This window comes from Streptomyces scopuliridis RB72 (assembly GCF_000718095.1).
GTDB lineage: Bacteria > Actinomycetota > Actinomycetes > Streptomycetales > Streptomycetaceae > Streptomyces > Streptomyces scopuliridis.
This window is the reverse complement of sequence record NZ_JOEI01000036.1, coordinates 37,639-51,271: the sequence shown is the minus strand read 5'-3', so window position 1 is coordinate 51,271 and position 13,633 is coordinate 37,639. Positions and strand designations below refer to the sequence as shown.

At 70.1% G+C, this 13,633-nt stretch carries 11 protein-coding genes; 4 read left to right on the top strand and 7 right to left on the bottom strand.

Going from position 1 to position 13,633, the window contains the following annotated elements:
* Nucleotide 1: 1 nt before the first annotated feature.
* Entirely contained in the window at nt 2-445 is a 444-nt protein-coding gene (locus IF11_RS0133095) for a DUF948 domain-containing protein (RefSeq protein WP_030355488.1), read from the bottom strand.
* 169 nt (nt 446-614) lie between these two features.
* Between IF11_RS0133095 and IF11_RS0133090 the strand changes: the two genes are divergently transcribed.
* Nucleotides 615-2,831 (top strand): ATP-binding protein, encoded by a 2,217-nt coding sequence (locus IF11_RS0133090; protein WP_030355487.1) that lies wholly within the window; start codon nt 615-617, stop codon nt 2,829-2,831.
* A gap of 15 nt (nt 2,832-2,846) precedes the next feature.
* Here IF11_RS0133090 and rpsD read toward each other — a convergent pair whose 3' ends face one another.
* Nucleotides 2,847-3,461: a 30S ribosomal protein S4 gene (gene rpsD, locus IF11_RS0133085; RefSeq protein ID WP_030355486.1), complete on the bottom strand. Its 615-nt coding sequence runs from the start codon at nt 3,459-3,461 to the stop codon at nt 2,847-2,849.
* A 176-nt stretch (nt 3,462-3,637) separates the two neighbouring features.
* Between rpsD and IF11_RS0133080 the strand changes: the two genes are divergently transcribed.
* Entirely contained in the window at nt 3,638-4,354 is a 717-nt protein-coding gene (locus tag IF11_RS0133080; protein WP_030355485.1) for a hypothetical protein, read from the top strand.
* A 5-nt stretch (nt 4,355-4,359) separates the two neighbouring features.
* On the opposite strand, the gene IF11_RS0133075 is transcribed toward IF11_RS0133080, so the two are convergent.
* From IF11_RS0133075 to IF11_RS0133060, 4 genes are all read right to left on the bottom strand, one after another.
* Complete coding sequence (locus IF11_RS0133075) at nt 4,360-5,715, bottom strand: replication-associated recombination protein A (protein ID WP_030355484.1); 1,356 nt, start codon at nt 5,713-5,715, stop codon at nt 4,360-4,362.
* A gap of 69 nt (nt 5,716-5,784) precedes the next feature.
* Nucleotides 5,785-6,423, bottom strand: coding sequence for a vitamin K epoxide reductase family protein (locus tag IF11_RS0133070; protein WP_030355483.1), 639 nt, complete (start codon nt 6,421-6,423; stop codon nt 5,785-5,787).
* A gap of 164 nt (nt 6,424-6,587) precedes the next feature.
* Complete coding sequence (gene hisS, locus IF11_RS0133065; RefSeq protein ID WP_030355482.1) at nt 6,588-7,850, bottom strand: histidine--tRNA ligase; 1,263 nt, start codon at nt 7,848-7,850, stop codon at nt 6,588-6,590.
* Between the two features lie 13 nt (nt 7,851-7,863).
* Nucleotides 7,864-8,586, bottom strand: a complete 723-nt coding sequence (locus IF11_RS0133060) for an MBL fold metallo-hydrolase (RefSeq protein ID WP_030355481.1) — start codon at nt 8,584-8,586, stop codon at nt 7,864-7,866.
* A 140-nt stretch (nt 8,587-8,726) separates the two neighbouring features.
* On the opposite strand from IF11_RS0133060, the gene IF11_RS0133055 reads away from it, so the two are divergent.
* Nucleotides 8,727-9,518 carry a peptidylprolyl isomerase gene (locus IF11_RS0133055; RefSeq protein ID WP_030355480.1) on the top strand — a complete coding sequence of 264 codons (792 nt, stop codon included), beginning with the start codon at nt 8,727-8,729 and terminating at the stop codon, nt 9,516-9,518.
* 150 nt (nt 9,519-9,668) lie between these two features.
* Nucleotides 9,669-10,898 carry a DUF349 domain-containing protein gene (locus tag IF11_RS0133050; protein WP_030355479.1) on the top strand — a complete coding sequence of 410 codons (1,230 nt, stop codon included), beginning with the start codon at nt 9,669-9,671 and terminating at the stop codon, nt 10,896-10,898.
* A gap of 112 nt (nt 10,899-11,010) precedes the next feature.
* On the opposite strand, the gene IF11_RS0133045 is transcribed toward IF11_RS0133050, so the two are convergent.
* Complete coding sequence (locus IF11_RS0133045; RefSeq protein ID WP_030355478.1) at nt 11,011-13,581, bottom strand: RelA/SpoT family protein; 2,571 nt, start codon at nt 13,579-13,581, stop codon at nt 11,011-11,013.
* Nucleotides 13,582-13,633: the final 52 nt, after the last annotated feature.

Below are 13,633 nucleotides of genomic sequence, written 5' to 3'. Positions count from 1 at the left end.
GTCAGCCCTTCTTCTTCCTGCGCCGGGCGGACGGCAGCGTGCGCCCGGCGATGACCGTGCGCCGGACGGCCGGCTCGGGCGCCGCGCCGGCGTCCGGTGCTCCTCTGCGCCCGAGCGCCTGGCGTACGCCGTAGCCGAATGCCGCGACCTTGACCAGCGGTCCGCCGAAGGTCGAGGCGACCGTCGTGGAGAGCGCCGAGGCGTTGGAGGTGACTTCCTGGACGTCGGTCGCGATGGCGTCCACCCGGTCGAGCTGGGTCTGCGCGGAGCGGACCGTCGCCGACGCGTCCGCCAGCAGCGGCACGGCCTGTTCGGTCACCTCCGCCACCAGTCTGGTGGTCGCCTTCAGGGTCTGGGCCAGCCTCACCAGCACCACGGCCAGGAAGGAGACCAAGATGGCCCAGAACACGGCCACCAGGATCCCGGCAACCTCTCCACCGGTCACGCCGCACCGCTCCCTGATCGTCGACGGTCATCTGGAAAGCGACTGGAAAGTCGTCCTCCGACCCTATCGCGCCGGGGGTCGCGTCCCGTACCGGATTAGCGGGGGCCGGGGCGGCGGTCAGCGAGAAAGATTGTACGGAGTGCGTCCGGTTGAGTACTCTGCGTGTCCCATGCGACGCCCCTTTCGCTCCGGCCCTCCGTCGGCCGTACCCGCCCCGGCTCCGGGCAATCTCCCCGCCGAGCTGAACCGCTTCGTGGGGCGCGACGACGAACTGGCCGCCCTGACGCACCATCTCGGGGAATCCCGGCTGGTCACGGTGGTGGGCGTGGGCGGAGTCGGCAAGACCCGGCTGGCCCTGAAGGCTGCGGATGCCCTGAAGAAACGCTACTGCGACGGCATCTGGGTCGCCGAACTCGCCGCGCTCCGCGACCCCGAGCTGCTCGAACACGCGCTGGTGGAGGCGCTCGGACTGACGGACCACAGCAGCAGGCTCACGCGTCAGGTGCTCGTCGGCCAGCTCGCCACGCGCCAACTGCTGCTGGTCATCGACGGGTTCGAGCAGCTCGTCGACGCCTGCGCCACGCTCGTACGGGAACTGCTGTGCCGGGCACCGGAGTTGCGGGTGCTCGCCGTCGGCAGGCGACCGCTCAGGGTGGACGGTGAACTGACCTTCTCGCTCGCCCCGATGACGGAGACGGACGCGGTCCGGCTCTTCACCGAGCGGGCCGCCGCCGTGTTGCCCGGCCCGCCCGTGACTTCAACATCCCCCGGCCCGGCGCCGGCCGACGCCCGGTCCGCCGCCGTACAGGAGCTGTGCCGGCGCCTCGACGGGATCCCGCTCGCGCTGGAACTGGCGGCCGGACGGCTCCATGTCCTCTCCATCGAGCAGATCCTCGACCGCGTCGGGGACCGCTTCCGGGTACTGACCGACGGCAGACGGGGTGCGCCACCGCGCCATCAGACGCTCAGGACCGCGATCGGCTGGAGCCATGAGCTGTGCACCCCGGCCGAACGGCTGCTGTGGGCGCGGCTGTCGGTCTTCGCCGGACCGTTCGATCTGGAAGCCGCCGAGTATGTGTGCGGCGGCCCCGAACTGCCGGACGAGGAAGTCCTGGACGTGCTCGCCGAGCTGATCTCGCAGTCCCTCGTCGTCCGCGAGGAGACCCCGGCGGGGACGCGCTACCGAATGCTGGACACCGTCAGGGCGTACGGCGCCGAGTGGCTGGAGGCGCTGGAGGACACCGAGCGGATGCGCCGCCGGCACCGCGACTGGTACATGGGGCTGGCCACCTGGTACGAGCTGGACTGGTTCAGCCCGCGCCAGGCCGATGTGGCGGCCGGTACGGAGAGCGCGCTGCCCAATCTCCGCGCCGCGCTCGAACTGTGTCTGGAGAGTCCCGAGGAAGCGCATCTGGGCCAGCATCTGGCCGGCACGCTCTGGTTCTACTGGGCGGGATGCGGCCGGCTGACCGAGGGGCGGCACTGGCTGGGCCGGGCCCTCGCGCTGGACACCCCGTATGACGAGTCGCGGCTCAAGGCCCTGTGGGTGCTCGGCTATGTCGCCGTTCTCCAGGGGGACAGCACGGCCGCGGTGGGCGCCCTGCACGAGTGCCGGGAGGAGGCCGCGCGTACCGGCAACGCGCTGGCGCGCGCCTATGCCGTGCACCGGCTGGGCTGTCAGGCGCTGCTCACCGACGACATGCCGCGCGCCGAACGGCTGCTGCGCTCGGCGCTCGACGCGTACCGGGAACTCGGCGAGCTGAACAGCAATGTGCTGATGGGCCAGGTCGAGCTGGCCATGGCACTGGTCTTCCAGGGCGATCTGGAGGCGGCCGTCGCCCTGTGCGAGGAGGTCCGTGAGATCTGCGAGGACAGCGGCGAGCGCTGGACCAGGGCGTACGCGTTGTATGTGCTGGCCTACGCGGCCTGGACGCGCGACGCGCACGCCGAGGCGCGCGCGCTGACCGCGGAGTCGATCACCATCCACCATGGGTTCAACGATCTGGTGGGTCTGGTGCTGGCCGTCGAGCTGATGGCGCTGGTGACGGCGAGCGAGGGCGATCCGGCGGAGGCCGCGGTGCTCCAGGGGGCCGCGACCCGGATATGGGAGTCGGTCGGCCCGCCGCTGTTCGGCTCCGGTTTCTTCGGTGCGCCGCGCGCGCTGTGCGAGCGGCGCGCGAGCGAGGCGCTCGGTACGGAGCGGTACGCGGCGTACGAGGGCGAGGGGCTCGGGCTGTCGATGAGCGCGGCCGCGGCGCGGGCGCTCGCCGAGCGCCGGCCGGCCGCCGCGCTGCCGCACCAGCAGCCGGAGGCGTCCCGGCCGGTCCGGAAAACGCGGAAGCCCGCCGGCTCCCCCACCGCGCGGGGCGGGGAAGCGGCGGGCTGAGGCCTCGTGTCCGCGTCAGCGGGCGTAGTACTCGACGACCAGCTGCTCGTCACAGATGACCGGGATCTCCTTGCGCTGCGGGTCACGGTCCAGGCGGAACGCCAGGGCCTTCAGGTTGACCTGCAGGTAGCGCGGGGTCTCGCCGTCCGTGTCGTAGCCACCCTCGCGCGCGACCTGGAAGGGGACCTTCTCGCGGCTGCGCTCGCGGACCATCACGACGTCGTCGGGACGGACGCGGAACGACGGCTTGTCGACCTTGCCACCGTTGACCTCGATGTGGCCGTGGACGACCATCTGGCGGGCCTGGTAGATGGTGCGGGCGATGCCCGACCGCAGGACCAGCGCGTCGAGGCGGCGCTCCAGCTCGACGACCAGGGCCTCGCCCGTCTTGCCCTCGGCCTTGCGGGCGCGGTCGTAGGCGCGGGCCATCTGGCGCTCGCTGATGTCGTACTGGGCGCGCAGGCGCTGCTTCTCCAGCAGACGGACCTTGTAGTCACTGTTCTGCTTGCGTCCACGGCCGTGCTCGCCCGGCGGGTAGGGACGGGCCTCGAAGTACTTGACAGCCTTCGGCGTCAGCGCGATACCGAGCGCGCGTGACTTCTTGACCTTGGGACGCGACTGGTTAGGCACGTTCTCCAGACCTCCGTTGTAGGTTAGGTTAGGCTCACCTTACTTAAGGAGATCGCATGTCTCGCCCTGGGAACACCACGCGCATCACAGACAGCCTCGGCGCACAGAGCGACGATTCGACGGAGGTCCGATCAGCTCATGGTCAGCCGCGTCCCAGCGGGCTTGAAATCGATCGGATGCCGTCAGCAGCCGAGCGCACACGAACTCTCGTACAGAGTACATGCTCGGCGGTACTGATCATCCCGGGCCTGGACGGCGCCAAGCCCTACCAGCTGATGCCCGACACACGGAGCGTCGGACCGGACGGTGAGGTGTTCCTCGCGTTCCCCGCCGACTCCCCCGCCGTACGCGCCGCGGCGCACGCGCAGCACGACGAGCTGAACGCGGTGCTGGAGATCACGGACGTCGCGCCCGTGTCCGTACCCCACCGTATCCGGGGCCGGGCCTGGCTCTCCGGCTGGCTCACCCGCACACCGGGCGGGGCGGAGCCCGGGCGGATGACGCTGCGGCTGGAGGTCGGCGAGGCGTGCGTGGACGATCTCTGGGGCGCGGAATCGGTGGAGCCGGAGGACTTCGCGACGGCCGCGGCCGATCCGCTGGTGGAACACGAGGCGGAACTGCTCCAGCATCTGCACTCCGCCCACAGCGCGGAGGTCCAGTCGCTGGGCGGGCTTCTCGGCGAGCGGGCCATGGGCTCCTCGGAAGCCGGGACCGCCGCCGGAACCGCCGCGGGGGCCGTCGCCGTACCTGTCGCGCTCGACCGTTTCGGGCTACGGGTGCGCTTCACCGGAGTGCGGTGCTTCGACGCCCGCTTCGACTTTCCCGAGCCGGTGCGGAACGTCAACGAGCTGCGGTACGCGATGCACACGCTCTTCGACGCGGCCGCGGGATAACGGGCTCAGGCGCCGTCCCCGCGCAGCCGTTCACGCACCTTGTCGACCACATCGGCGTACCGCGCCTCCGCGCCGTACCGCGTGGGCTCGTAGTAGCGCCTGCCCCGCACCTCGTCCGGGGCGTACTGCTGGGCCGCGATCCCGCCCGGCACATCGTGCGGATAGATATAGCCCTGGGCATGGCCCAGCTTGGCCGCGCCCTTGTAGTGGCCGTCGCGCAGATGCGCCGGGACCGGCCCCGCCAGCCCCTTCTTCACATCCTCCAGGGCGGCGGAGATGGCGGTCGTGGCCGCGTTCGACTTGGGGGCCAGTGCCAGCGCGATGGTGGCATGGCTCAAGGTGAGGGCGGCCTCCGGGAAACCGATCATGGCCACGGCCTGGGCGGCGGCGACCGCTATCGGCAGGGTGGTGGGATCGGCGAGACCGATGTCCTCGCTCGCCGAGATCATCAGCCGTCTGGCGATGAACCGGGGGTCTTCCCCCGCTTCGATCATCCGGGCCAGATAGTGCAACGCCGCGTCCACGTCGGAGCCCCGGATGGACTTGATGAGCGCGCTCGCCACGTCGTAGTGCTGATCGCCGTCACGGTCGTAGGCCACCGCCGCCCGGTCGACGGTCTCCTCCACCGTCCGGAGGCTGATCTCCTTCTCGCTCTTGTCGATCGCGGCGCCGGCCGCCGCCTCCAGGGCCGTCAGCGCGCGCCGGGCGTCACCGCCCGCGATCCGCAGCAGATGCGCCTCGGCGTCGTCGGGGAGCGTGACCGCGCCGCCGAGACCGCGCTCCTCGGTGAGCGCCCGCCGCAGCAGACCGCGCAGATCGCCATCGGTGAGCGGCTCCAGCGTCAGCAGCAGGGAGCGGGAGAGCAGCGGGGAGATCACCGAGAAGTACGGATTCTCGGTGGTGGCGGCGATGAGCGTGACCCAGCGGTTCTCGACCGCGGGCAGCAGGGAGTCCTGCTGGGCCTTGCTGAAGCGGTGGATCTCGTCGAGGAAGAGGACGGTCTCCTTGCCGAAGCCCCCGGAGGCGCGGCGGGCCCCGTCGATGACGGCCCTGACCTCCTTGACGCCCGCGGTGATCGCGGAGAGCTCCACGAAGCGCTTGTTGGTCGCCTTGGAGACGACATACGCGAGGGTCGTCTTGCCCGTGCCCGGCGGGCCCCAGAGAATCACGGACGAAGGGCCGGCGGGGCCTCCGTTGCCCTCGCCCACCAGTCTCCGCAGCGGGGATCCGGGCTTCAGCAGATGGCTCTGGCCGACGACTTCGTCGAGGACGCGCGGGCGCATCCGTACGGCCAGGGGGCTGCTGGACGGGTCCTTCTCCTGGCGGTCTTCCGCCGCTGCGGTAAAGAGGTCGGGCTCCACGCGTGAAGCCTATGCCAGACCACTGACAACGCCGGTCCTGTCAGGGATCCCCGGTCGCCGACGCGGTCCTCAGCCGGTCCAGAAGTCCCACCAGCGGGTCAGGATGAGCATCCCGATGATCCCGATGTGCAGCACCGGCAGCACCCAGGTGAACTCGCTCAGGAAGCCGCGCAGCCAGGACGGCGCGGGCAGCACGCCCTCGCGGATGTTGTGGGACGTGACGTACCAGAACATCAGGATCGTGGCGACCCAGGCCAGGCAGCACCACAGGCAGAGCGAGTTGATGCTGTAGAGCGACTGGTACTGGAGCCAGGTGCAGAAGCCGACGCCGAAGAGCGTGCCCGCGTTCAGCCCGAGCCAGAACCAGCGCCGGTAGCGCGCCCCGGCGAGCAGTCCGACCCCGATGAAGATCACCACGGCGTACGTGACGAGCCCGAGCATCGGATTCGGGAACCCGAAGGCCGACGCCTGGTCGCTCTTCATGATGTTGCCGCAGGAGACCACCGGGTTGAGGCTGCATCCGGGGGTGAAGTTCGGGTCCTCCAGCAGCTTGAACTTGTCGAGGGTGATCACCCAGGCCGCCAGCAGGCCCGCCGCGCCCGTGATGACCAGCAGGAGCGCGAACGCCCGGCTGCCGCCGACCGTGCCCGTAGCCGTCCCCTCCTCCCGGTCGGAGGAGACGTCGTCCACCACTGCTCTCGTCATCATCGCCGTTCCATCACTCAGGGAGATCACTCAGGGAGTTCCCGTGTTCGGGGACCCGAGGGGCAGGCTCATTGTGCCGCACGGGCCCCGGGGTCCACCGTTCGCCCGGCATAAGGAAAGCGGGGCCCGGACGGTCTCCGTCCAGGCCCCGCACCGTCTCCGCGCGGTCAGCCGAGCCGCTGTGTAAGCTCCGTCACCAGATCGTCGAGAGCCACCGCCGACTGCTCGCCGCTCTCCATGTCCTTGAGCTGCGCGACACCCTCCGCGAGATCGCGCTCGCCCGCGACGATCGTGTAGCGGGCACCGGACCGGTTCGCGTTCTTCATGGCGCCCTTGAGGCCCTTCGCGCCGTACGAGAAGTCCGCGGGGATCCCGGCCCTGCGCAGCTCCGTGACGACGGCGAACAGCCGCCGCCGCGCCTCCTCGCCGAGCGGCACCGCGAAGACGCTGGTGGCGTTCGGGAGGTCGAGCTGGATCCCCTCGGCCTCCAGCGCCAGCACCGTACGGTCCACGCCGAGCGCCCAGCCGACCGACGGGAGCGCCGGGCCGCCGATCATCTCGGAGAGCCCGTCGTAACGGCCGCCGCCGCCCACCGCGGACTGCGCGCCGAGCCCGTCGTGGACGAACTCGAAGGTGGTCCTGGTGTAGTAGTCGAGGCCGCGTACGAGCTTCTCGTCGTCCTCGTACGCCACCCCGGCGGCCGCCAGCAGCTCGCGCACCTCCTCGTGGTACGCCTTGCACGCGTCGCACAGATAGTCGCGCAGCATCGGCGCGCCGACGAGCTGCTTCTGTACGTCGGCGCGCTTGTCGTCGAGCACCCGCAGCGGGTTGATCTCGATGCGCCGGCGGGTGTCCTCGTCCAGGTCGAGCCCGCGCAGGAAGCCCTGGAGCGCCTCGCGGTAGACGGGGCGGCACTCCTTGTCACCCAGCGAGTTGAGCAGGATGCGGAAGTCGCGCAGCCCCAGGGAGCGGTACGCCTGGTCGGCCAGGATGATCAGTTCGGCGTCGAGCGCGGGGTCCTCCGTGCCGATCGCCTCGGCCCCGACCTGCGAGAAGTGGCGGTAGCGGCCCTTCTGCGGACGCTCGTAGCGGTAGTACGAGCCGGAGTACCAGAGCTTGACCGGCAGATTCCCGGCCTTGTGCAGATTGGCCTCCAGCGCGGCGCGCAGTACGGAGGCGGTGCCCTCGGGGCGCAGCGCCAGCTTGTCGCCGCCCTTGGTCTCGAAGGCGTACATCTCCTTGGAGACGATGTCGGTGGACTCGCCGACACCGCGGGCGAACAGCTCGACGTTCTCGAAACCGGGCGTCTCGACATAGCCGTAGCCGGAGTTCTTGAGCGGCGCGGAGATGGCCTCGCGCACCGCGAGATAGACCGCCGAGGCGGGCGGGATCAGATCGTAGGTGCCCTTGGGGGCCTGGAAGGTGCTCATGGAGATCGGTGCTTCACATTCCTCGTCGCGGAGCGGCGGCAGGGCCGCTTCCGTGGCCGGCGGCCAGTTCCCTGAGATAGGGGTTGGTGGCGCGCTCGCGGCCGATGGTCGTCTGGGGGCCATGTCCGGACAGCACCACGGTCGAGTCGTCGAGCGGCAGGCACACCCGTGCCAGGGACTCGATCATCTCGGCGTGGTCGCCACCGGGCAGATCGGTGCGTCCGATGGAGCCGGCGAAGAGCAGATCGCCCGAGAAGAGGACCGGCGGGATATCCGCGCCGCCGACCGCCTCGGGCGTTCCGAACGTCACCGACCCCTTGGTATGGCCCGGCGCGTGCGCGACGGTGAACTCCAGCCCCGCCAGCGTCAGTTCGGCGCCGTCGGTCAGCTCCTGGACCTCGTCCGGCTCCCCTACGGTCAGCTCGCCCATCAGCGGCATCCCGATCGAGCGGCCGAGTGCTTTCTCGGGGTCGCTCATCATGTAGCGGTCCGCGGGGTGGATCCACGCCGGTACGTCATGTGCTCCGCACACGGGGACGACCGAGGCGACATGGTCGATATGCCCATGGGTCAGGATGACGGCGACGGGCTTGAGCCGATGCTTGCGCACCGCGTCCTCGACGCCCTGTGCGGCCTGGTGGCCCGGGTCGATGATCACGCACTCCTCGCCGGCGGCGGGGGCGACCAGATAGCAATTGGTCCCCCAGGCCCCGGCGGGGAACCCGGCAATGAGCACGATCGTCCTTATATGTCGTCCGTCGGGAGAATGCAGCAGTTCAGAGACTACCGGCGGTCCTCAATCCACAGCGAACCCATATACCGTACGCGCTAGATCAGGCCGGACAGGATCACATACAGATACGAGGAGTGGACCCGGTGGTCAACAGCGATCAGCGGCGGCGGCAGCTCGCCCGGGAGAAGTTCGAGCGGCAGCAGCAGCGCCGGGCCGAGGCCCGGAAGAAGGCGAAGCGCCGCAATGTCATCATCGCGTCCGTGCTGGCCGTGGTGGTGCTCGCGGGAGCCGCGGCGTACGCCTCGGTCGGTCTGTCGGACGGCGACAGCAGCGACAAGGCCGCCACCCCGGAGTCGAGCGACTCCGCCTCGCCCTCGCCGAGCGAGAGCAGCGAGCCCGAGCCGAAGATGACCATCGACAAGAACGCCACGTACACGATGGCGCTCAAGACGAGCCAGGGCGATATCTCCATCGCGATGGACGCCAAGAAGACACCGCACACGGTGAACTCGTTCAAGGCGCTCGCGGACAAGAAGTACTTCGACAACACGAAGTGTCACCGGCTGACCACCGAGGGCATCTTCGTGCTCCAGTGCGGCGACCCGAAGGGCGACGGCACCGGCGGTCCCGGCTACACGATCGAGGACGAGAATCTGACCGCTCTGGGCAAGGCGGGCGCCGACGGCTCGGTCACGTTCCCGGCCGGGACGGTCGCGATGGCCAATACCGGCCAGCCGCACACCGGCGGCAGCCAGTTCTTCCTGGTCTACAAGGACACCAAACTCCCGCCCAGCTACACGCCGTTCGGGACCATGGACGACGCCGGCCTGAAGGCCGTGGAAGCGGTGGCGAAGGCCGGAGTGGACGGCGGCACGGGCGACGGCGCGCCCAAGAAGACCGTCACCGTGGAGAAGGGCACGGTCGACAAGGCGTGACCCTGTGAATTTCGGCCGTGCTGAGTGCGGACAGCCGGGCGGCCGGTCGCCTAGATTGGCGTTGTGCAGGGCGGGCGCAGCCCGTCCCAGGAAACTGTGGATGATGCCCGGGGGCCACACCCCTCACGGGCATCAGGTGGAGGAGGCGCTGTGAGCAGCGACCCGTGGGGCCGCGTCGATGAGACGGGCACCGTGTACGTGCGTACGGCCGAGGGCGAACAGGTCGTCGGATCGTGGCAGGCTGGCTCTCCGGAGGAGGCTCTGGCCTATTTCGAGCGCAAGTACGAGGGCCTGGTTGTCGAGATCGGCCTCCTCGAACGGCGGGTGAAGACCACCGATCTGTCCGCGAAGGATGCGACGGCGGCCATCGAGCATCTGCGCGGCCAGGTCGACGAGCACCACGCCGTGGGCGATCTCGAAGCGCTGCGCAAGCGGCTCGACGCGCTGGTGGCGACGGTCGATTCGCGTCGTGAGGAGCGCAAGGCGCAGCGGGCGAAGCAGACCGACGAGGCGCGCCACGCCAAGGAGGCGCTGGTCACCGAGGCGGAGGAGCTGGCGCAGAGCGACCAGTGGCGGTCGGCCGGTGAGCGGCTGCGGGCGCTGGTGGACACCTGGAAGGGCCTGCCGAGGCTCGACCGGAAGTCCGACGACGAGCTGTGGCACCGCTTCTCGCATGCCCGCTCGGCGTTCTCCAAGCGCCGCAAGGCCCACTTCGCGGCGCTCGACGCGCAGCGCGAGGAGGCCCGTAAGGCCAAGGAGAAGCTGGTCGCGGAGGCCGAATCGCTGTCCGGCTCCACCGACTGGGGCGGTACGGCCGCCCGCTACCGCGAGCTGATGACGGAGTGGAAGGCGGCGGGCCGAGCCCAGCGCGAGGCCGAGGACGATCTGTGGAACCGCTTCCGCGGCGCCCAGGACGTCTTCTTCGCGGCGCGCGGTGAGGTCTTCGCCGAGCGGGACGCGGAGCAGACCGAGAACCTCAAGCTCAAGGAGGAGCTCGCGGTCGAGGCCGAGCGGCTGCTGCCGGTCACGGACCTCAAGGCGGCCAGGGCGGCGTTCCGGGCGCTCAACGAGCGCTGGGAGGCCATCGGCCACGTACCGCGCGACGCCCGGCCCAAGGTCGAGGGCCGGATGCACACGGTGGAGCGGGCGCTTCAGGAGTCCGAGGAGAACGAGTGGCGCCGGACGAACCCGGAGGCGCGTGCGCGCGCCGCTGGTCTGACGGGTCAGCTCCAGGGCGCGGTCGACAAGCTGCGTACGCAGATCGACGCGGCGCGCGCGGCGGGCAACAACGCGAAGGCGGACAAGCTCGCCAAGGAGCTGGAGGGCCGCCAGGCCCTGCTGGACCAGGCGCTGAAGGGTCTCCAGGAGTTCGGCGGCTGATACCGGGCCCGGCGTCGCTGGGCATCTGATACACGAAGGGGCTCCCCGCATCCGCTGCGGGGAGCCCCTTCGTTGTCGCCCTTTACGGCCTGCGCGTTTACGGCCTGCGCGTTTACGGCCTGCGCGCCGAGGTGACCCGGTAGACGTCGTAGACGCCCTCCACGCCCCGTACCGCCTTCAGTACGTGTCCCAGGTGCTTCGGATCGCCCATCTCGAAGGTGAAGCGGGACGTGGCGACCCGGTCGCGGGAGGTCTGGACGGCCGCGGACAGGATGTTCACATGCTGGTCGGACAGGACGCGCGTGACGTCCGACAGCAGCCGCGAGCGGTCCAGCGCCTCGACCTGGATGGCCACCAGGAAGACCGACGACTGCGTCGGCGCCCACTCGACTTCGAGGATCCGCTCGGGCTGCTGGGAGAGCGAGTCGACATTGACGCAGTCGGCGCGGTGCACCGAGACGCCGCTGCCGCGCGTGACGAAGCCGATGATCGGGTCGCCCGGGACCGGCGTACAGCAGCGGGCGAGCTTGACCCAGACGTCCTCGACGCCCTTGACGACCACGCCGGGGTCGGCGTTGGCGCGGCGCTTGCTGCGGCCGCGCGAGGGCGGTGCGCTCTCGGCGATGTCCTCGTTGGCTGCCTCCTCGCCGCCGAGTGCCTGCACCAGTTTCTGTACGACGCCCTGCGCGGCCACATGGCCCTCGCCGATCGCCGCGTACAGGGACGAGATGTCGGGGTAGCGCATCTCGTGCGCGAGCGTGACCAGCGAGTCGCCGGTGAGGATGCGCTGGATCGGCAGGTTCTGCTTGCGCATGGCCCGCGCGATGGCGTCCTTGCCCTGCTCGATCGCCTCGTCGCGGCGCTCCTTGGAGAACCAGGCGCGGATCTTGTTCCTGGCCCGCGGCGACTTGACGAAGCCCAGCCAGTCGCGCGAGGGGCCCGCACCGGACGCCTTGGAGGTGAAGACCTCCACCAGATCGCCGTTGTCCAGCGTCGATTCGAGCGGTACGAGCCGCCCGTTGACCCGGGCTCCTATGGTGCGGTGGCCGACCTCGGTGTGCACGGCGTACGCGAAGTCGACAGGGGTGGCGCCGGCCGGCAGCGCTATGACATCGCCCTTGGGCGTGAAGACGAAGACCTCGTTGCGGGACAGGTCGAAGCGGAGCGACTCCAGGAACTCGCTGGGGTCCTCGGTCTCCTTCTGCCAGTCCAGCAGCTGGCGCAGCCACGCCATGTCGTTGACGGTGTCCTGGCCGGCGCCCTTGCCCGCGTTCCTGGGCACGTCCGTACGCACCTTGGAGGCGCCCGCGACGGCCTCCTGCTTGTACTTCCAGTGCGCGGCGATGCCGTACTCGGCGCGGCGGTGCATGTCGAACGTACGGATCTGGAGCTCGACGGGCTTGCCGTTGGGTCCGATGACCGTCGTGTGCAGCGACTGGTACATGTTGAACTTGGGCATCGCGATGTAGTCCTTGAACCGGCCGGGGACCGGATTCCACCGCGCGTGGACGGTGCCGAGCGCCGCGTAGCAGTCACGGACGGTGTCGACGAGGACGCGAATGCCCACCAGGTCGTAGATCTCCGCGAAGTCCCGGCCTCGGACGATCATCTTCTGGTAGACGCTGTAGTAGTGCTTCGGCCGGCCAGTGACGGTGGCCTTGATCCGGGCGGCGCGCAGATCCGACTGGACCTCGTCGGTCACTATGGCCAGATACTCGTCCCGCTTGGGGGCGCGCTCCGCGACGAGCCGGACGATCTCGTCGTACATCTTCGGGTAGAGGATCGCGAAGGCGAGGTCCTCCAGCTCCCACTTGATGGTGTTCATGCCCAGCCGGTGGGCCAGGGGCGCGTAGATCTCCAGCGTCTCGCGGGCCTTCTTCTCCTGCTTCTCCCGCTTGAGATAGCGCATGGTGCGCATGTTGTGCAGCCGGTCGGCGAGCTTGATGACCAGGACCCGCGGGTCCTTGGCCATGGCGACGACCATCTTGCGTACGGTCTCGGCCTGCGCGGCCTCACCGAACTTGACCTTGTCCAGTTTGGTGACGCCGTCGACGAGCAGCGCGACCTGGTCGCCGAAGTCGCGGCGCAGGGTGTCGAGCCCGTATTCGGTGTCCTCGACGGTGTCGTGCAGCAGACCCGCCATCAGAGTGGCCGGGTCCATGCCCAGCTCCGCGAGGATCGTCGTCACCGCGAGGGGATGGGTGATGTACGGGTCGCCGCTCTTGCGCTTCTGACCGCGGTGCCAGCGCTCGGCGACCTGGTAGGCGCGCTCGATCTGGCGGAGCGTGGCGGTCTCGATCTTGGGGTCGTTGCCCCGCACGGTCCGCAGGAGCGGTTCGAGCACCGGGTTGTACGGCGACGAGCGCTGCACCCCGAGCCGGGCGAGCCGGGCCCGTACGCGGTTGGAGGACCCACCGGAACGCGGCGCGGCCGCGGGGCCGGGCTTGGGGGCGCTGACGGGCGTGGAGGGGCGCTCCGGGGGCGCGGGGGGCAGGGGCACGGGAGGCACGGGCGCCGGGGGCGCCTCCACGGGGCGCGCGTCCGAGGTCTCCGCGGACGCGCGGGCGGCCTTCTCCTCCGCCGCGACCGCGGCCTTGTGCCGCGACACGGCCGATGCCGCCGCGGCCTGCTCGGCAGAGTGATCGGGCGTTGCGGCGGCCAGTGGCTGGACCTCTTCTGGCAAGAGCGCTCCTCGTGCGGATCCAGGTCCCCCGGTCAGGCCCGGAGGTTCCATG

Bases quoted from the DNA above. Each gene is read 5' to 3' on its own strand.
- hisS (WP_030355482.1), bottom strand. From the start codon at position 7,850: ATGAGCACCTTCCAGGCCCCCAAGGGCACCTACGATCTGATCCCGCCC.
- IF11_RS0133080 (WP_030355485.1), top strand. From the start codon at position 3,638: ATGCCGTCAGCAGCCGAGCGCACACGAACTCTCGTACAGAGTACATGC.
- IF11_RS0133090 (WP_030355487.1), top strand. From the start codon at position 615: ATGCGACGCCCCTTTCGCTCCGGCCCTCCGTCGGCCGTACCCGCCCCG.
- IF11_RS0133070 (WP_030355483.1), bottom strand. From the start codon at position 6,423: ATGATGACGAGAGCAGTGGTGGACGACGTCTCCTCCGACCGGGAGGAG.